Source organism: Streptomyces sp. NPDC102406 (genome assembly GCF_044765725.1).
GTDB lineage: Bacteria > Actinomycetota > Actinomycetes > Streptomycetales > Streptomycetaceae > Streptomyces.
The window spans coordinates 1,287,655-1,305,671 of sequence record NZ_JBIWKP010000001.1; the positions used below are offsets into that span (position 1 = coordinate 1,287,655).

17 protein-coding genes, 1 other RNA gene and 1 pseudogene are annotated in these 18,017 nt (G+C 72.2%); 9 read left to right on the top strand and 10 right to left on the bottom strand.

The window, feature by feature from the left end; genetic code table 11:
• Positions 1 to 593 precede the first annotated feature (593 nt).
• Together ACIRF8_RS05910 and ACIRF8_RS05915 are read right to left on the bottom strand one after the other, a co-directional pair.
• Entirely contained in the window at positions 594 to 761 is a 168-nt protein-coding gene (locus ACIRF8_RS05910; protein ID WP_404211234.1) for a hypothetical protein, read from the bottom strand.
• Positions 762 to 816: 55 nt separating this feature from the next.
• On the bottom strand, positions 817 to 1,959 hold the full coding sequence (locus tag ACIRF8_RS05915; RefSeq protein WP_404211236.1) for a hypothetical protein: 1,143 nt from the start codon (positions 1,957 to 1,959) through the stop codon (positions 817 to 819).
• A 250-nt stretch (positions 1,960 to 2,209) separates the two neighbouring features.
• Here ACIRF8_RS05915 and ACIRF8_RS05920 point away from each other — a divergent pair, with 250 nt between their 5' ends.
• The 3 genes and pseudogenes from ACIRF8_RS05920 to ACIRF8_RS05930 all read left to right on the top strand — a co-directional run.
• Positions 2,210 to 3,070, top strand: coding sequence for a Nif3-like dinuclear metal center hexameric protein (locus tag ACIRF8_RS05920; protein ID WP_404211238.1), 861 nt, complete (start codon positions 2,210 to 2,212; stop codon positions 3,068 to 3,070).
• A complete protein-coding gene (locus ACIRF8_RS05925; RefSeq protein WP_404212307.1) occupies positions 3,067 to 3,810 on the top strand; it encodes a zinc ribbon domain-containing protein in 744 nt (247 codons plus the stop codon). The genes ACIRF8_RS05920 and ACIRF8_RS05925 overlap by 4 nt, the downstream gene beginning before the upstream one ends.
• 23 nt (positions 3,811 to 3,833) lie before the next feature.
• Positions 3,834 to 4,472 (top strand): annotated as a pseudogene (locus ACIRF8_RS05930) (histidine phosphatase family protein); the annotation flags it as partial.
• On the opposite strand, the gene eda reads toward ACIRF8_RS05930, so the two are convergent.
• Together eda and yaaA are read right to left on the bottom strand one after the other, a co-directional pair.
• Entirely contained in the window at positions 4,447 to 5,097 is a 651-nt protein-coding gene (gene eda / locus ACIRF8_RS05935; protein WP_404211240.1) for a bifunctional 4-hydroxy-2-oxoglutarate aldolase/2-dehydro-3-deoxy-phosphogluconate aldolase, read from the bottom strand. The pseudogene ACIRF8_RS05930 and the gene eda sit on opposite strands and share 26 nt — an antisense overlap.
• Positions 5,098 to 5,169: 72 nt before the next feature.
• A complete protein-coding gene (gene yaaA / locus ACIRF8_RS05940) occupies positions 5,170 to 5,952 on the bottom strand; it encodes a peroxide stress protein YaaA (protein ID WP_404211242.1) in 783 nt (260 codons plus the stop codon).
• Between the two features lie 126 nt (positions 5,953 to 6,078).
• Between yaaA and ACIRF8_RS05945 the strand changes: the two genes are divergently transcribed.
• Positions 6,079 to 7,524 (top strand): RNB domain-containing ribonuclease, encoded by a 1,446-nt coding sequence (locus tag ACIRF8_RS05945; protein WP_404211244.1) that lies wholly within the window; start codon positions 6,079 to 6,081, stop codon positions 7,522 to 7,524.
• Here ACIRF8_RS05945 and ACIRF8_RS05950 read toward each other — a convergent pair.
• Together ACIRF8_RS05950 and ACIRF8_RS05955 are read right to left on the bottom strand one after the other, a co-directional pair.
• Complete coding sequence (locus ACIRF8_RS05950) at positions 7,475 to 8,284, bottom strand: hypothetical protein (protein ID WP_404211246.1); 810 nt, start codon at positions 8,282 to 8,284, stop codon at positions 7,475 to 7,477. The genes ACIRF8_RS05945 and ACIRF8_RS05950 overlap by 50 nt on opposite strands.
• Positions 8,281 to 9,042, bottom strand: a complete 762-nt coding sequence (locus ACIRF8_RS05955) for a MerR family transcriptional regulator (RefSeq protein ID WP_404211247.1) — start codon at positions 9,040 to 9,042, stop codon at positions 8,281 to 8,283. Before ACIRF8_RS05955 ends, ACIRF8_RS05950 begins: the two co-directional genes overlap by 4 nt.
• A gap of 108 nt (positions 9,043 to 9,150) precedes the next feature.
• Between ACIRF8_RS05955 and rnpB the strand changes: the two genes are divergently transcribed.
• The 5 genes from rnpB (at position 9,151) to ACIRF8_RS05980 (ending at position 14,879) form a co-directional block, all read left to right on the top strand.
• Positions 9,151 to 9,552, top strand: an RNA gene (rnpB, locus tag ACIRF8_RS05960) — RNase P RNA component class A.
• A gap of 572 nt (positions 9,553 to 10,124) precedes the next feature.
• A complete protein-coding gene (locus ACIRF8_RS05965; protein WP_404211249.1) occupies positions 10,125 to 10,670 on the top strand; it encodes a hypothetical protein in 546 nt (181 codons plus the stop codon).
• Positions 10,671 to 12,485: 1,815 nt separating this feature from the next.
• Complete coding sequence (gene mycP / locus ACIRF8_RS05970; protein WP_404211251.1) at positions 12,486 to 13,784, top strand: type VII secretion-associated serine protease mycosin; 1,299 nt, start codon at positions 12,486 to 12,488, stop codon at positions 13,782 to 13,784.
• Between the two features lie 29 nt (positions 13,785 to 13,813).
• Positions 13,814 to 14,242 carry a hypothetical protein gene (locus ACIRF8_RS05975; protein WP_404211252.1) on the top strand — a complete coding sequence of 143 codons (429 nt, stop codon included), beginning with the start codon at positions 13,814 to 13,816 and terminating at the stop codon, positions 14,240 to 14,242.
• Between the two features lie 79 nt (positions 14,243 to 14,321).
• Entirely contained in the window at positions 14,322 to 14,879 is a 558-nt protein-coding gene (locus ACIRF8_RS05980) for a hypothetical protein (protein WP_404211254.1), read from the top strand.
• A 610-nt stretch (positions 14,880 to 15,489) separates the two neighbouring features.
• On the opposite strand, the gene ACIRF8_RS05985 is transcribed toward ACIRF8_RS05980, so the two are convergent.
• Genes ACIRF8_RS05985 through ACIRF8_RS06000 form a run of 4 tightly spaced genes read right to left on the bottom strand, consistent with a single transcriptional unit; the run spans position 15,490 to position 17,974 of the window.
• Positions 15,490 to 16,395: a glycosyltransferase family 2 protein gene (locus tag ACIRF8_RS05985; RefSeq protein ID WP_404211256.1), complete on the bottom strand. Its 906-nt coding sequence runs from the start codon at positions 16,393 to 16,395 to the stop codon at positions 15,490 to 15,492.
• A 44-nt stretch (positions 16,396 to 16,439) separates the two neighbouring features.
• The gene (locus tag ACIRF8_RS05990; protein WP_404211257.1) at positions 16,440 to 17,027 is read right to left on the bottom strand and encodes a GrpB family protein; all 588 of its coding nucleotides are present in this window, start codon (positions 17,025 to 17,027) and stop codon (positions 16,440 to 16,442) included.
• Positions 17,027 to 17,371: a MazG-like family protein gene (locus ACIRF8_RS05995; RefSeq protein ID WP_404211259.1), complete on the bottom strand. Its 345-nt coding sequence runs from the start codon at positions 17,369 to 17,371 to the stop codon at positions 17,027 to 17,029. Before ACIRF8_RS05995 ends, ACIRF8_RS05990 begins: the two co-directional genes overlap by 1 nt.
• Positions 17,372 to 17,401: 30 nt before the next feature.
• Complete coding sequence (locus tag ACIRF8_RS06000) at positions 17,402 to 17,974, bottom strand: DoxX family protein (protein ID WP_404211260.1); 573 nt, start codon at positions 17,972 to 17,974, stop codon at positions 17,402 to 17,404.
• Between the last annotated feature and the right edge of the window lie 43 nt (positions 17,975 to 18,017).

An 18,017-nucleotide genomic window follows, 5' to 3' on the forward strand; every position in this document is an offset into this window, starting at 1 on the left:
CCGGGTCCTCGTCGTCACGCTGCTCGTCGTGACGGCCGGGTACCTGGCCTGGCGGGCCGCCGTCCGCGCGGGCCCGGAAGCGCACTCCGGCAGCGGCTCGGACGGGCAGCGCCTCAACCGGCTTCGACACGAGTACGACCGCCGCGAGGACGTCTTCGCCCGGCCGACGCCCGGCTGCGGAAGCCGGTCGCGGAACACCCCCGCGCCGAACGCATCGACCGGAGCCGGTACCGGACCTGCGTCCGCGAGCCCGACCGCCCCTCCGACACCTGCACGACGCCGCCGCCACGCGACCAGAAGGTGTACGACGCCCTTTGGGGCATCAGCGTGATCCTCCACCAGCCCAAGGACGAGGGCCGCACGTTCTACCGCTCCACCACGAGGATCCCTCGCGCTACACGATCATGCGCGCTGCGGAGGACACCGCGCAGGAGGCAGAGGAGTACGCGCACGCCCACGGCTTTCGCTCCACCCGCCCCCTCGGATCCGGCTGGACGATCCTCGGCCCGATCGACGACATCGGCCGCGAGGAGAAGCAGTTCCCGCAGGAGGACCCGCCGACGCCCCGCGGCCCTGTCCTCGAACCGGGCGGACTACGCCTCGTCGGCGCGCGGCCCCCGGTGCCGTCCGCGCGGTTCGGACTGCTCACCGTGGGCCGAGGACATGGTCACCGCGCCGCGATGCCTGCCGTGCCCGGAGGCGCCGGCCTCCGTCCGCTCCACGGTCTCCGTCCCCGTGTTCCCGCTGTTGCTTCCCGTCATCGGAAGACTCACCCCGTCACCCCGTACAAGATCCTTCGGTTACCGCCGCAGGAGTCTAACCACCCTGCTTGCGCCCGCCGAGAGGTGCCTGCGCCAACGGCACGGGGCGCGGCGCGGCAGGCGTCGGCGCGCTGTCCGGCGCGCTCTCGGGAGGCGCCGCGGGCTCCGGCGCGGGGAGCCGGGCGAGCCCGCACGGCACGTCCTCGGTCGCGTACGGCAACGCCAGCACGCCCTCCCGCGACCAGAAGCCGCACCCCGCCAACCACCCGCGCGGCGCGCCCAGTTGATGCAGCCGGCCCTCCGCCGGACGCCACACGCCGAGCCACGGCGAACCCGCGGGACCGGCCGTGCTGTCGATGCGCAGCGCCACCGCGCACCCCTCCGGCATCAGCGTCTGCCCCGGCTGCACGGCGAACGGTGTCATCGCGCGGTCCGCCGGGCGCAGCGCCTTCGGGAAGCGGATCGGCAACGTGCTGCCGAGCACACCCCAGCCGAGCCGCGGCCGGCCCGGCTCCGCGGCGTCCGAGCGGACCACGATCAGCCCGCTGTCCGGATCGGCGAGGAGCAGCCGGTCCGTACTGTCCTCGGTGATCTGCAACAGTGGCGACGCCTCACCGCCCCGCTCCAGATCCACCGCCACCGTCTTCACCGGCCCGCCCCCGGGCGGCTCCCGGTCCAGCGCGAGCAGCCGGCCCGCGTGATCCAGCCACACCCCACCCGTGCAGCGCCCCTTCACCTCGGCCACGTGCTCGGGCCCGAACGAGCCGCCCGCGACCAGCCACACGTCCGTCGTCTCCTCGCGCACCGCGAGCGCGAACGCGCGCAGCCCGTCCGGCGACGGCGGCAGCATCGTCAGCGCCCCGCACTCCACCGAGCCGAGCGGCACCTCCCCGGTGCCGGGCCCGGTCGGGTAGAGCAGGGAGAACAGGTGCCGGCCGCCGCCCTCGCGCCGCACGAGCACCCGGCCGTCGGTCAGCGGCAGGACGACCGTGCCCGGCTCCTCCGGCTGGTGGGAGGGGAGCGGCACCGCGTACGGCTCCGGCCCGTCGAGGGTCCAGCGCTCGGGGAACCAGGACCCGGGGCTCGCCCCGTCGTGCGCGAGCCGTGCCGCGTACGTCGCGTCCGCGGTGATCACGCACCCGGGCCGCGGCGGCTCCGGTCGTACCGCCGTCGCGGGTTCGGTGGCCAAGGCCGTCATGGGAATCCGTCGCCTCCGGTCGTCCTGACTTCTCGCTGACTTCTCGGTGTCCCGTCCCGTGCGTCTGCAGGACCGAAGCTAGTTTTCGTACGTACCTCCGGGGGCGCGCGCCGCCCTCCTCTTCACACCAAAGGGTGGCGGTGGCCGGAAACGGCTGTGAGGGAAGTACTTGGTGTGCTCACGGACCGGCGGGGGGCACGGAGGGAGCCGGGCTTGGGGGAGGGGCGCGCGGCGCAGGTAACCTGTCTGCGTGCCCCGTCTGTCTGAAGTAACCGCCGCGCTCGACGCCCTCTGGCCGCCCGACCTCGCCGAGGGCTGGGACGCGGTCGGCACGGTCGCCGGGGACCCGGACGCCGAGATCGGCCGGGTCCTGTTCGCCGTCGACCCGGTCCAGGAGATCGTCGACGAGGCCGTGAAGCTCGGCGCGGACCTCCTGGTCACCCACCACCCGCTCTATCTGCGCGGCACGACGACGGTCGCCGCGACCCACTTCAAGGGCCGGGCCGTCCACACCCTGATCAAGAACGACATCGCGCTGCACGTCGCGCACACCAACGCCGACAAGGCCGACCCCGGTGTCTCCGACGCGCTCGCCGGAGCGCTCGACGTCCGGGTCGTCCGCCCCCTCGTGCCCGACCCCTCGGACCCCACGGGCCGCCGGGGCCTCGGCCGCGTCTGCGAGCTGGACCACCCCCTCACCCTGGGCGACCTCGCGGCCCGCGCCGCCGAGCGCCTCCCGGCCACCGCGCAGGGCATCCGCGTCGCGGGCGACCCCGACGCGACGATCCGTACACTCGCGGTCTCCGGCGGCAGCGGCGACAGCCTCTTCGACGACGTCCGCGCCGCGGGCGTCGACGCCTTCCTCACCGCGGACCTGCGCCACCACCCGGCGAGCGAGGCCCGCGCCCACACACCTCTCGCGCTGCTCGACGCGGCGCACTGGGCCACCGAGTGGCCCTGGTGCGAGCTGGCCGCAGCCCAGCTCGACGAGATCTCCGACCGCGAGGGATGGGGCCTGCGCGTCCACGTCTCGCGTACGGTCACCGACCCCTGGACCGCCCACGCGGCGTCCCACCGCGAACCCCTGACTACTTTTGGAGCCCCCAACTGAACGCCGCGCCCGCCGACCAGATCCGCCTCCTCGACGTCCAGGATCTGGACGTACGCCTCCAGCAGCTCCGGCACAAGAAGAGGTCGCTGCCCGAGCACGCCGAGATCGAGTCGCTCACCAAGGACCTCGCGCAACTGCGTGACCTGCACGTCGCCGCGACGACGGAGGAGAGCGACTGCGCCCGCGAGCAGACCAAGGCCGAGCAGGACGTCGACCAGGTCCGTCAGCGCGCCAACCGCGACCAGCAGCGCCTGGACTCCGGCGCGGTCACGTCGCCGAAGGACCTGGAGAACCTCCAGCGGGAGATCGCCTCGCTGGCCAAGCGCCAGGGCGACCTGGAGGACGTCGTCCTTGAGGTCATGGAGCGCCGCGAGTCCGCCCAGGAGCGCGTCGGCGAACTCACCCAGCGGCTCGCCTCCGTGCAGGAGAAGGTCGACGCCGCGACGGCCCGCCGCGACGAGGCCGCCGCCGCGCTCGACGCCGAGGCCGCCACGGTGACCAAGGAGCGCGAGGTCGTCGCGGGCTCCATCCCCGCCGATCTCCTGAAGCTCTACGACAAGCTGCGCGAGAAGGAGGGCGGCGTCGGCGCGGCCAAGCTGTTCCAGCGCCGCTGCGAGGGCTGCCGTCTCGAACTGAACATCACGGAGCTGAACGACGTCCGCGCCGCCGCCCCCGACGCCGTGGTCCGCTGCGAGAACTGCCGCCGCATCCTGGTCCGCACCTCGGAGTCGGGCCTCTGAGCGGCACCGCCACCCGGGCCGCGGGACCGCCCGACCTGGGCCCCCCGGCCACCTTCGTGCTGCTGCGCCACGGCGAGACCGCCCTCACCCCCGAGAAACGGTTCTCCGGGAGCGGGGGCGGCGACCCCGAGCTGTCCGCGACGGGCCGCCGCCAGGCGCGGCGCGCGGCGGACGCCCTCGCGGAGCACGGCACGGTCGAGGCGATCGTGTCGTCGCCGCTGAAGCGCTGCCGGGAGACCGCCCAGGTGGTGGCCGACCGGCTCGGCCTCGGCGTCACGGTCGACGACGGCCTGCGCGAGACGGACTTCGGGGCCTGGGAAGGGCTCACGTTCCAAGAGGTCCGCGAACGCCACCCGGACGACATGGACGCCTGGCTCGCCTCGTCCGACGCCGCGCCCACCGGCGGCGGCGAGAGCTTCGCGGCGGTCGCCGCGCGGGTCGCCGCGGCCCGGGACCGGCTGACCGCCGCCTACCGGGGCCGCACCGTTCTCCTCGTCAGCCACGTCACGCCCGTCAAGACGCTGGTGCGGCTCGCGCTCGGCGCCCCGCCCGAGGCCCTGTTCCGCATGGACCTCGCGGCGGCGTCCCTGACGACGATCGCGTACTACGCCGACGGCAACGCCAGCGTCCGCTGCCTCAACGAGACCGCGCACCTGCGATGAGGCTCGCCTCGCGGGCCAGCGTCGCCACCCGCGCCCAGTCCTTCGCGGCGACGGCGTCGGCCGGAAGCATCCAACTGCCGCCCACGCAGCCGACGTTGGCCAGCGTCAGGTAGTCGGCGGCGTTCGCGGGCGAGACCCCGCCGGTCGGGCAGAAGCGGGCCTGCGGCAGCGGGCCCGAGAGCGCCTTCAGATAGGCGGCGCCGCCCGCGGCCTCGGCCGGGAAGAACTTCATCTCGGTGACGCCGCGCTCCAGCAGCGCCACGACCTCCGACGTCGTCGACACCCCCGGCAGGAACGGCACCCCCGACGCCTTCATCGCGTCGAGCAGCGTCTGCGTCCAGCCGGGGCTGACCAGGAACCGCGCACCGGCGGCCACCGAGTCGGCGACGTTCGCGGGGGATATCACGGTGCCCGCGCCGACGACCGCGTCCGGCACCTCGGTGGCGATCGCCCGGATCGCGGCGAGCGCGGCGGGCGTGCGCAGGGTCACCTCGATCGCGGGCAGCCCGCCCGCTACCAGCGCCCGCGCGAGCGGCACCGCGTCGGAGACGTCCTCCACGACGACGACGGGAACGACGGGGGCGAGATCGAGCACGGAGGAACCCGTGGGCGCGAAGGAGGTCATGGGCACATCCTGCCCGCGCTGTGCAGCATGCGCAAAGCCCGTTGCGCATGCTGCAATGAACCGCCTCGTCTCTCAGTGCACCTCGTCCACCAGGACGTCCAGACTCCACGCCCGCCCGGCCTTCGCGGGCTCCTCGACCTCCACCTCGTACGAGAGGTCCCGCAACGCCTCGACCAGCTCCGCCGGGGACGCGGGCGCGACCCCCGAAGTCAGCAGCGAACGCACGATGCGGCCCTTGGTCGCCTTGTTGAAATGGCTGACGACCTTGCGGGTCGGCGCGTGCAGCACCCGCACCGTCGCCGTCCGCTCCGCCACCTCACCCTTCGGCTTCCACGCACTCGCGTACGCCGCCGACCGCAGATCCAGCACCAGGCCGTCCCCGGCCACCTCCGGCAGCACCTCGGCCATCGGCGCCCGCCAGTACGCGCCGAGCGCGCCGAGCCCCGGCAGCCGCACCCCCATCGAGCAGCGGTAGGACGGAATCCGGTCCGTCACCCGCACGGCGCCCCACAGCCCCGAGAAGACCAGCAGCGACCGCGCCGCCCGCTTCCTCGCCGCCGCGTCGAGCGAGGCAAGGCCCAGCGCGTCGTACAGGACACCCGTATAGATCTCCCCGGCCGGCCGCGCGCCCGCCGTGCGCAGCCCCGCGTTCTTGGCGACCTCGCCGCGCAGCCCCTCGCTCAGACCGAGCACGTCGCGCGCCTTGTCCTCATCGGCCGCGCACAGCTCCACCAGCTCGTCCAGGACCGCGGCCCGCGCCCCCGCGAGCCCCGGCAGCGAGAGCGACTCCGGCTTCAACGGGGCGCCCCGGCCGGAGGCGGCCTTACCTTCGGACGGCGGCAGCAAGACGAGCACGTGCTTCTCCTTCTGATCCTTCTGAGCGGCGGGGAGGGGTGCGGCCCCGCGCCAGGGTAATCGGCCGCGCCTGCCCGGCCGCCCCGCCGTCGTGCCGCCGGACCCCTCCCGCCCTACGCTCGGTGTATGCCCCGCCGCCACCTCCGCGTGACCGGCGCACCGCAGGCGCCGCTCGGTGCCGCGCTGCGTGACCTGCGTACGAAGCTGGACGTGCCCGGGGAGTTCCCGCCCGACGTACGCGCCGAGGCGTCCCGCGTCGCCGCGGACCCGCCCAGGACACCCTCACGCGACGAGACGGCGATCCCGTTCTTCACGGTCGACCCGCCCACGTCCACCGACCTCGACCAGGCCATGCACCTGTCCCGGCGCCCCGGCGGCGGCTACCGCGTGCGGTACGCGATCGCCGACGTCGCCGCGTTCGTCACCCCCGGCGGCGCCCTCGACACCGAGGCCCACCGCCGCGTCACCACCCTCTACTTCCCGGACGAGAAGGTCCCGCTGCACCCGACCGCGCTCAGCGAGGACGCCGCGAGCCTGCTCCCCGGCCGCACCCGCCCGGCCGTCCTGTGGACGATCGACCTCGACCCGGACGGCCGCGCACAGCGCACCGACGTCGTCCGCGCCCTGGTGCGCAGCCGCGGCAAACTCGACTACGCGGGCGTGCAGCAGGCCATCGACGACGCGAGCGCCGAGGAGCCCGTCGCGCTGCTGCGGGACATCGGGCGACTGCGCGAGCACCTGGAGGCCGAACGCGGCGGCATCTCCCTGCACGTCCCCGAACAGGAGATCATCGCCCGCGAGGACACGTACGAACTCGCCTACCGCGCCCCGCTGCCCGCCTCCTCCTGGAACGCGCAGATCTCCCTCCTCACCGGCATGGCCGCCGCCGACCTCATGCTCGCCGCCGGAACCGGCATCCTGCGCACCCTGCCGACCGCCCCCGACGGCGCCGTCGGCCGCCTGCGCCACACCGCGAAGGCGCTCGGCATCGACTGGCCGCACCACCTCCCCTACTCCGACCTCATCCGCTCCCTCGACCCGCACCGCCCGCACCACGCGGCCTTCCTCCAGGAGTGCACGACCCTGCTGCGCGGCGCCGGCTACACCCCCTTCACCGACGGCGAGCGCCCGCCGCTGACCACGCACGCCGCCGTCGCCGCGCCCTACACCCACTGCACCGCCCCGCTGCGCCGCCTCGTCGACCGGTACGCGTCCGAACTGTGCCTGGCCGCGTGCGCCGGGCAGGACCCGCCGGGGTGGGCGGTCGAGGCGCTGGCCGCGCTGCCCGAGGAGATGGCGGACGGCACCCGCCGGGCCAACGCCGTGGAGCGCGGCTGCGTCGACCTCGTCGAGGCGGCGCTGTTGCGGCACCGCGTCGGTGACCTCTTCGACGCCTACGTGGTGGACGTGCGGGAGAAGGAGCGGACCGTCGGCACCGTGCAGCTCCCCGAACCGGCCGTCGTCGCCCCGATCGAGGGCGGCACCACCGCGCTGCCCCTGGGGGAGCGGCTGCGCGTCCGCCTCACCCAGGCAGATCCGGGACGGGCGAGGGTACGGTTCGCACCCGCGTGAGCCGCTCCTCCAGGGCCCGCGCCAGCCGGTCGGGCTCCTCGGCGTGCAGCCGCACCAGACGGACCTCGGCAGGACGCCCCAGAAAGCCGAAGTGCCGTACGGAAGCGTCCAGTTCGAGGGTCAGGCTGGTCTGGGAGGCGACTTCGAGGTTCAGCTCGCCGTCGGCCGCCGTGTGCGTGAACCGGTTCTCCCGGCGCACGGCCGCGATCCGCTCCAGCGGTATCCACAGATCCACATGGGCGCCCCGGCGCACCCGCAGCGCGTCGGCGGCCAGTACGTGCGGCCGGGTCACGGACGCCGCGTGCAGACCGAGCACCATGACCACGGTGTAGACGTCGAGGAAGAGCACGATCCGGTGCGCCACGGGCCAGTCCCGCAGCAGCGCCCACATCCCGAAGGTCTCTACGACACAGACGAACGCGAACGCGTACATCATCGCCGCCTGCCCCCGCGCGTACGGGAAGCCCTCGGCCCCCGCGGGCACGCCGTGCCGCCGCCGCGCCACCCACAGCCCGAAGCTCCCGAACACCCGCAGCTCGTGACCGAGCAGCCGCCGCGCGGTCACCGGCACCAGATCGTCGAGGGCACCCCGGCCCTTGCGCCGGTAGGCGACGACGAGCAGCCCCGCCTCGACGGCGACCATGAACAGCACGGCGGCCTCGACGCCCCACGGCACCCGCACCCCCGCCAACAGGCAGATTACGAGCCCGAGTTCACCGGCCATGACCCCGCACGCCAGCGCCCGCACCAGCCGCTTCACCGCGCACCGCCCGCGGCGGCCAGGCGCAGCGCGAGCCGCAGGGCCTCGGCCTGGGCGGGGGTGACATCGGCGAGGACGGCGTCGAGAAAGCCGCTCCGCTCCGGCCCCCCGAGGTCCGGCAGATCGGCCGGCAGGCACGCGACCAGGGCGTGCGCCGCCTCGGTCACCCGCGGATCGTCCGGCGCCGCGTCGGCCAGCGCGTCGAACCGCGCGTACACGTCACGGGCCGCGTCCAGGGCGCCCGGCTCGGTGACCGTGGGCAGCAGCGCCGCCATGAGCTGGGCGCGGGCCTCGGGCGGCGCGGTCGTATCGATGAGGGCAAGCATCTCCCGGTCCTTCGCGGCCATCGGCGACTCGGCGCCCAGGCCGCCCGACTGGGCCAGCAGGTCGGCCAGTTCGGGCGAGACCGTCCCTTCGGCGGGCAGCAGCCCCCGCTCGGCCCGGGCCAGCAACTCCCGCAGCCTGGCCCTGCGCTCACGGATCGCGGCCTCCTGCCGTGCCAGGTCGGCATCCAGCTCGGCCAGCACCTCGGCCAGCTCACGCCCCGCGTCGTCGGCCAGCACGTCCCGCACCTCCCCGAGGCCGAGCCCCAGCTCGGTCAGCCGCCGGATCCGGGCCAGCTCGACCGCGTGCCGCAGCCCGTACGCGCGATACCCGTTGCCCAGACGTTCGGGTTCGGGCAGCAGCCCGAGATGGTGATAGTGCCTGATGGCGCGCGGGGTGACACCGACGGTCGCGGCGAGCTCTCCGATCCTCATGGCCCCAGTAGAAACGTTGACGCTACGGAGGGGTCAAGGCGGCGCCCCCCCGGGACGACGGCGGGGGAGCCCATGGCGCACGCCGGGTATCATGGACGGCACGGCAGACGAGCCGGGCGGACGGCCGCGTGGGATTCTCCGGAACCCCCCGAGGAACGTCCGGGCTCCACAGGGCAAGGTGGTGGCTAACGGCCACCCGGGGTGACCCGCGGGACAGTGCCACAGAAAACAGACCGCCCGGCGCTTCGGCGCCGGGTAAGGGTGAAACGGTGGTGTAAGAGACCACCAGCGCCTGAGGTGACTCAGGCGGCTAGGTAAACCCCACCTGGAGCAAGGTCAAGAGGGGCGCCGTGAAAAGCGCCCTGCGCGGACGTTCGAGGGCTGCCCGCCCGAGTCCGCGGGTAGACCGCACGAGGCCGGTGGCAACGCCGGCCCTAGATGGATGGCCGTCTCCCCGGCCACCGCGAGGTGACCGGGCGACAGAACCCGGCGTACAGCCCGACTCGTCTGCTTTTACGGCCCTGACCTGGGATTTTCCCCGGGTAGGGGTCGTTTGGCGTTTGGGGCGGTGCGCCCGGTTGACCTGGGCGTTCCCCGGGAGTTTTCGCGTGGTTGTGCACGGGTGTGCATTGATCTTGGTGTGGGCGACACTGCCGTGCAGCTGAGGGGCACGGGAGCGCGAGCCCGTTCCTGTCGGTGTAAGAGGTGCATCCGCCTGCCGCGTTCAGATCGTGAGGCCGGTGAGAAACCGCCAAACCGAGCCAGATGCCCGCACCAGCATGTAGCGATGTGTCCGAGGAGGCTGGATCTTCGAGGCGGTCCGCCGAGCTGTGTGTGTTGGGCTGGCCTGGGGAGACATGCGGTCCTCATCACCGTCTCGTGCGCGCGGTTGAGAATTTCCGGCGGCTTGGTCTGCCAGTGGTTTTCAGTCACTACGTGTGCCTTTACTCGATGGGGCGCTGCAGTGGCTGTAGGGCCCGATACCGTGCTCACGTTGCATCTGTTACAGATGAGAACATCAACAGGAGCCTCGGCGGAACCGGACGTGTGCCGAGGGCAGGTTTTACGGGGAGGGTCTGATCGTGTCCGACGGCACGGGGGATGCGTCGCAGGCGGCAGCGGCTGGCGTCGGCGGGGCGCCGGGGAGTCTTGCGGCGTCGGCCGTGGCGGCCGGCAGCGTGGCGGCGAAGGCCATGAAGGTCGAGGGCGAGACGCTGTCGGCGTTCAAGCGCCGGGTCGACGAGTTGCTGCGGAACCTGGAGAAGTCGAAGGCGGCGCCGAAATCGATCGCGAACGGGGCATTGCCCGGTGGGCGATTGGGGGCGTTCGACGAGGCGGACTCGCTGCACTCCGCCTATACGCATGTGCACAGCCAATTGGAGAACCTGTCCAAGATGCTGGCCCTGCAGATCGAAGGGCTGGTAGTGACGGTCGATGCCTCGAAGGCGGGTTACGACAACCTCGACGATGATGTACGGGCTCGCCTGAGCCGGATCCGGACACAGGCGGATGAGCTGGTGGGCCCGGGCGCGAAGTCGGCAGCCGACTCAGGGCACCGTGGTTCGGGTGGCGCGTCTGCTGGTGAACCTGCGCCGAAGTCGACGGACAGCGAGGCGGGGGGCTTGTGATGCGGGTAGCTGATGCCCGGTGTGAGGAACGCGCCGGCGAGGAGGGGGCATGAGCGGCGGCCTGGGTTCCCACATGTTCGGCATGGTCAAGCAGTACCGCTTCGCCGTGCACACTCCGCAGGAGCTGTGGGCGATGGTCGAGCCGGCGGACGGTGGGACAGCCTCGGACCTCGGTGCGTTGCTGACGTCGGCGGCGAAGACGATCACGGAGATCGGCGACGACCTCAAGACGCACAGCACGGCCGTCGCGTGGGATGGCGAGGGTGGCGACGCCTTCCGCAAGTGGATCGACGAGGCCGCGCGGGCGACGTTGAGTCTGGGGGTTTACAGCGAGAGCGCCGGGAAGTGGCTGGGCCACGCGGCGGACACCCTGCACGAGGTCAAGCCGCAGTTGGAGTCCCTGAAGAATTCCGCTGCCTCGGCGCGCTCGATCCTGGATGCGCACGCGGCCAAGGCGACGGACGTCGGGAACCACGATGGCGGACCCTCGGAGTCGTCGGTGACGTCGGCGCAGACCCAGTACGACAACGACCGGGCAGAGGCCGCCCAGTTGATGATCAAACTTGGGCAGTCGTACTCGGCATCGACCGAGCAGATCGAGGCCTTGAAGGCGCCGGAGTTTCCGGAGCTGCCGGAGAAGTTCGTGCCCCGGGGTATCCGCGACAGCGAGCAGGGCGAGGACGTTCCCTCGTCAACGAATACCGGGACCGCTGTCGCGGTGGGCGGGATCGGCGTTGCCGCGGCAGGTGCTGCAGGAGTTCGTGAAGCGGCCCGTGGCGCCGCCCTGGCCGGAGGAGTACAACCGGCGCCCACAACTCCTGCGGCGTATACATCAGTTCCCGATCTGTCCGCGGGCGGGACGGCTGTCGGCCTCGACCGGGTCGGCACGTTGCCGTCCCCCGCCTCATCGACTCCGGCGACTCCGGCCTCGACGCCATCCGCGTTGCCGGGTGGCACCTCACCTGTGGGGACCGCACTCCCTGGCACGCCGCCGCCGGTGTTCGGTGGCACGGCCCGCACCGGTGTTCCGCCACGCGTCGTCAGCGGCGGCCGTGTTCCGACGGCTTACGGACAGCGCGGGGCGGTCGGTACGCCGACGGCCCCGGGTGCTCCAGGGACCCCAGCTACATCGCGGGCGGTTCCGTCCGGACGCGGGGTTCCTGGGGTGACCGGGTCCGGGATGCCGAGCGGCTCTACGTCACCCGTGCGAGGCCCGGAAGGCGCGAGTCCGGGGCGGCCGTCCAACGGGATCGCCGGCGGCCGTCCCGTAACCGCGCCGACGGCCCGCTCCGCGAGCGGGATGTCCCAGGGCACGGTGGTGGGCGGGTCCCCGGCACAGCAGGGGACCGGAGCCCGTGGCGGTGCTCTGCAGGGGGCGCGCACCGGAGGAGCGCCGAGCCGAGGCGCCGGCGTACCTGGCACGGGACGGGGGAGCGCCGCCGCCGGACGGATGCCCGCCCACTCGGACGGCGTCGTCGGCGGCCGGCCGCAGCCCTCAAAGACGCGTCGTAGCCCTTCCCCTACGGCCGGAGCCGGCGCTCCACGTGGAGTGGAGAGCGGCCGTGCTGCTCGGGGACAGCGGGGCGGACCCGCCGGTGGATCCGCGTCGACGGCGGGTAAGGATGGTGCTCGGCTTGCCTCGGAGCAGCGTCGGCGAGAGGAGCGGCCTGCGCGCGAAGAAGCAGAGACCGAGGCGGTGCAGCCGGAGCGGGAGCAGCCGCCGCTTCGTCTGCCGGGCATGCCCCCGACGACTCGGCGTGACAACGAAGGATGACCATGGGCTCCCATACGAAGCAGGTCCGCAGACTCCGCCTGGTGTCGGCCCTGTGCGGCGTCGTGCTGGCAGGGTCCGCCGCAACGCCTGCCTCCGCCGACTCTGTTCGTGAACGGCAGTGGCATTTGGATGCCATGCGCGCTGACCAGATGTGGAAGACCAGTACCGGGAAGGGCGTCACGGTCGCGGTCGTCGACTCGGGAGTCGACTCCTCCCTGCCCGATCTCCGGGGCCAGGTCCTGTCGGGCAAGGACTACTCCAAGCGTCGCGGCGGTGAGCACACGGACTACGACGGTCATGGCACGGGCATGGCCGTACTCATCGCCGGTACCGGAGCCCGCGGGGCCGAGTCGGGTTCGTACGGCCTGGCTCCGGGAGCGAAGATCCTCCCCATCCGGGTGCCGGACTTCAACGAGTGGAGCCGCAAGAACGGCAACCCGGACGACTACCCGACGTATGTGGCCAAGGCCATCCGCTACGCCGCCGACTCAGATGCCCAGGTCATCAATGTCTCCTTGGGCGGTTCGGAGCACTCGAAGATGCTGGACGACGCGGTCGCGTATGCGCTGTCCAAGAACAAGCTGGTCTTCGCGGGTGTGGGTAACACCGGCTCCGGCAGCAACAGACCGCAGTACCCGGCCGCGACGCCGGGCGTCGTGGGCGTTGGCGCGATCGGTAAGAACCTGAAGAAGACAGCGGAGTCCCAGCACGGTCCGCAGGTCGATCTGGTGGCTCCCGGCGCGGACATGGTTGCCGCATGCCTGAGCAGCACGTCGCGTGTGTGCAGATCGAGCGGCACCAGTGACGCCTCGGCCATCGCCTCCGCCTCGGCCGCCTTGATCTGGTCGAAGCATCCAAAGTGGACGAACAACCAGGTTCTCCGGGTCATGCTCAACACAGCGAGCGGCCCCGTGAGCGGCAAGGAGCGCACCGACGACATCGGCTACGGCGCCGTACGGCCGCGGATCGCGTTGACGAGTCCCGGGGATCCAGGCGCGGCTGACACGTACCCGCTGCCGGACTACAAGGACGGAGCGTCGACGGCCTCGGGAAGCGCGAGCGCACCGTCCACGAATTCCTCGGCTCCGCCGGCCGCGGCGTCTTCCGGCAACGGGGCGAGCGCCCTGCCGTGGATCTTGACAGGTGTGGGCGCGCTGGCGTTGGCAGGGGGCGGGGTGCTTGTGGTGCGCAGCCGCAGGCGTCGTCGAACGGCCCTGCTCGCACCCGCGCCGTCGACGACGCAGCAGAGTTGGGCACAGTCCCCGCACGCAGGCCATACGCCGGGCGGACAGGGGCGGCCGTGGCCGTACCAGGACACCAATCACACGGGCAGACCGTGACATGAAGAAGACTGAGCGGGGCGAGATTCGTGACGGACACGAAGGGGGAACGGCAGGTGCCGAACGGCGGGTCGGACGGCTCGGTCGGGATGCGGCTGAATCAGACTCCCGCTGCTGAGGGTCCCGCCCGCGGCGGGCAGAAGGATCTCGCGTCGAGCCCGGCGAAGAAGAAGGCCGCCGCGCGCGCCATCGAGCAGTACATCGAGCCCGACACGCGTAAGGCCGGTGACTGGGCGGATACCGAAACCGGTGCGGCGGTTCACGAGTTCAGCGACGGATGGCTCACCTCGGGCGCCTTGAAGAAGGCCCCCAAGACCTGGGGTCAGCAGGTGCACGCCTTGCTGAACCGCCTCTCGTCGGAGAAGGCCGCGTTGCGGAGCGCCAACAACACCCTGCAGGGCACCGACGGCGCGGTCGGCGCGAAGACGCGCTCGCTGTCCGCGCTCGACGGTTTCTGACCCAGCCGGGCCGCGCGCCCGCCGCTCGAACAAGCCGCAGCAGGATCACGGGAAAAGCATGCCGACGTACCACGACATCATGACCGTCGACCTGTCCACGCTCAGCACGGCCGCCGAGCGGTGGGAGGGGATGGCAAAGGAGTTTCACAAGCAGGAGATCGCCTACGACCGTGACGTCCACGGCATCCGCATGGAGCAGACCTGGTCGGGTCTGAGCGCGGATGTGGCCGGTCGGCGCTTCGACATCGCCCTGCAGGAATTCCAGAAGGCCCAGACGGAAGCCAAGGCTGTCGCGTCGCTGCTGCGGGACGCGCACCACGCGTTCGCCGAGGTCCGCAAGCAGCTCAAGTCGGCGCGCGCCGACGCCATCAAGGCAGGCATGGCCGTCTCCCGCAAGGGTGCGACTGACTACCGCATGCCGCGAACTTCGGTGAAGCTAGAAGCCATTGCGTGCGTTGAATTCGCGGACTCGTCGGTCATACTCCCTTTGCGCCAGAGCTTCTGTCCGCATCACTGCTCGCGACGGCCTTGTGTTCTGAGAGCCGAGGTAGAGCCTGATGATCCCGAGACCGAGATACGATGCCAGGAAGAAAGTCGGCCACAGGAACGCGCGAATCGCGGACACCGTCCAGGGTGACGCATCTTTCCAGTCGGGAGAGAACCTGGTGACGGCGACGACAAGGAATGTGGCGACCCCTGCGGACAGGACGGTCTTCACCTTTTGTGAAGCCTGTAGTTCACGCCAGAACCAGGCAAGGCCCAGAGTCGGCTTCCTGCTTACAGGTGGCCAGCCCTGCCCAGCTACAGCCCTCGCATCGCGGACCAGACGCGGACGCACATTTCCCAGATAGATGGCGCTTGTCACAAGCCCCAAAGGAATAAATCCGACTGCGATCAATGGGGCGAAGATCAGGAAGATGCGAAATCTTTGACTGGATCCCGTTCTCATCCAGTCGAAGGGATGGTGCGTGAGCACGTCCACGGCAACTGAGAGGCAGAGGAGGTAACCAGCAGCGTAAGCTATCAAGATCAGACGAGCTGAGGCATCAGTCACGTATCTCCCCCCACAACCTGCGGATATCTGTACTCCGCAGCCGTGTCAGGCTAGCGCCAGGCAACCACGCCGACATCCCCTTTTGGGCGTATTTCCTCGCACTTGGGCCAGGGCTTCCCTCCGGGCAGACCGTAGGCGCGGCGCCGGTCGAAGGCGCCGAAGACAAGCCCGTCCGCCCACTCCAGGCCGCGCCTCAGATCAACGGCGGGCGTCCGAGTCGCGTCATGCGCCACACCGTGCGCCAGCGCATGGGGCGTCGTTCGCCGGCGGGTGTGCGGACGCCCTCCGCGAAGCCGGCCGCCCAGGCGCGCAGGCCGCCGAGGGAGCGGGTGCGCAGCAGGGTGAGGAGGGTCCAGGTGCCCAGGTACAGCGGGATCAGGGGGAGGGGGAGGCGGCGGCGGGCCAGCCAGACGCGGTTGCGGGCCGTCATGCGGTAGTAGACGGCGTGCCGGGCCGGGGACGTCTTCGGGTGCTGGAGCAGCAGCGACGGTTCGTAGAGGACCTTCCAGCCCGCGTCGAGCGCGCGCCAGGCCAGGTCCGTCTCCTCGTGCGTGAAGAAGAAGTCGGCGGGCCAGTCGCCGGTCTCGGCCAGCATGTCCATCGAGAAGGCGTGGCCGCCACCGAGGAACGCGGTGACGAGGCCGCGCCGCATCGGGTCCTTCGCGCGCAGCCGGGGCACGTGGCGGCGCTGTGTCTCGCCGAGTTCGTCGGCGATGCGGAAGCCGACGATGCCCAGGCGCGGGTCGGACGCGTAGAGGCTCTGGATCGTGGAGAAGACGTCGGCGTCGACGAGCAGGCCGTCGTCGTCGAGTTCGACCGCGATGTCCACGTCGCCGAAATCGCGCAGCCGGGCGAGGGCCACGTTGCGACCGCCGGGGCAGCCGAGGTTGTCGTCCAGTTCGACGGTGGTGACCTCGAACGGCAGGCCGGTGAACTCCGGCAGGGGCGTGCCGTTGCCGATCAGGACGACGCGGGTCGGCGGGGCGTCCTGCTTGGCCACCGACTCCAGCAGCGCGTCCACGTCCCCCGGCCGGTTGCCCATGGTCACGATGGCCACGCCCAAGCGGGGGAGTTCGGTGGTTCGGCGCCTGTCTGTCATGGCGGCGATGGTAGCCGTTCACCTGCCCCGGCTCTCGCGGGGCGTCAGCCGTGCGGTCGCCAGCCCGTCCGCGCGGCCCACTGCTCGGCGACGACGCCGACGAGGTCGACGACGGGGTCCTTCACGTCGGCGTACGTGCCGGTGTCCGAAACGGCCGCCGCCAGTACGTACTTGAACCGGGCGTACGCGGGAACGGCCTCCGGCGTCGCGCGCAGCCAGTCCCGGAACAGCAGCGCGAGCCGCTCGTTCGGCGAACCGGCCCTGCGCACATGGAGGTTGACGGGCGCGGTGTCCGCCGTCCGCCGCGACCAGTACCGCTTGGCCCAGTCGGCCGGGTCCGCCTCGTCCTCCCGTCCGGCGGGCACGTGGTCGCGCAGATACGGCAGCCGTACGAAGCCGAGCGCGGCCAGCGGCGCCTCGAACGCGGTGGCGGCGGCGTCCAGGTCGGCGACGCTCACCTGCACGTCGTAGATGTCCTTGGCGGCCATGCCCGGCACGGAGGTCGAGCCGATGTGGTCGACGTGCAGCGCGGAGGGGCCCAGCGCGGACCGCAGCCGGGCGCACAGCTCCGCGCCGCCCCGCGCCCACGCGGGGTCGTGCGGGACGACGACCGGCTTCTCGTGCGGCGGCATCAGCCCTGGACCTCCGGCGCCGGGCCCAGCGAGCGTTCGGTCACCTTGGCCAGGTGCGCGGCGAGCGTCCCGCGCGCGTCCGGGGTCAGCGTGCTGAGTGCGACCAGCGCCGTGACGGCCACGTCGCACAGCTCCGACTCGACGTCCTGCCAGGTGTGGCTGACGCCCTTGCGCGGGTTCTGGCCGGCCACGCCGATGACGGCCTGCGCCACCTCGCCCACCTCTTCCGAGAGCTTCAACACCCGCAGCAGCAAGGCCTCTTGGGGAGGGCGCCGGTTGTTCTCGTCGAGCCAGGCGCGCAGCCGGTCGATGGTCGTCCAGAGTTCGTCGTCGTTCGTCGTCACAGGTGGAGAGCCTAGGGGGCGACCCTCCGCTCACTCCTCGGGCTGCGCCTGCCGGACCCGCCTGGTGCGCGAGCCGACCACCGCCAGCGTCGCCGCCGCGGCCCCGACGAGCGCCGTCGGCACCATCCAGTGCCGGTCGAGGACGTGGCCGAGGGCGTGGTCGAGGGAGTAGCGGCCCGCGCCGGTCACGGCGAGGCCCGCGGCGACGAAGCCGAGGAACGCCGGGTACTCGTAGCCGCCCTCCATGGCGAAGAAGCCGTTCGGGGCGTGCACGGCCGCCGCGCCCGCCATGGTTCCGGCCGCGGCGGCGCCGCCCAGCGGGGTGGCGAGGCCGAGCGCGAGGAGCGCCCCGCCGCCCGCCTCGCCGAGCCCGGCCGCGAGGGCGCTCGCCTTGGCGGGGGCGTACCCCATGGCCTCCATGGCGGTGGCGGTGCCGGACACGCCGCCCCCGCCGAACCAGCCGAGGAGCTTCTGGGCGCCGTGCGCGGCGAGGACCCCTCCTGTGCCCAGGCGCAGCGCGAGGAGTCCCAGGTCGCGGCGGGAACGGCAGGTGCCGGCGGAGGTGCGGTACGAGCGGGGGATACGCGAACGTGTGCAAGTCATGTCACCACCGTCCGGCACCCCGGGCCCGCGCACCTCGCGCGCG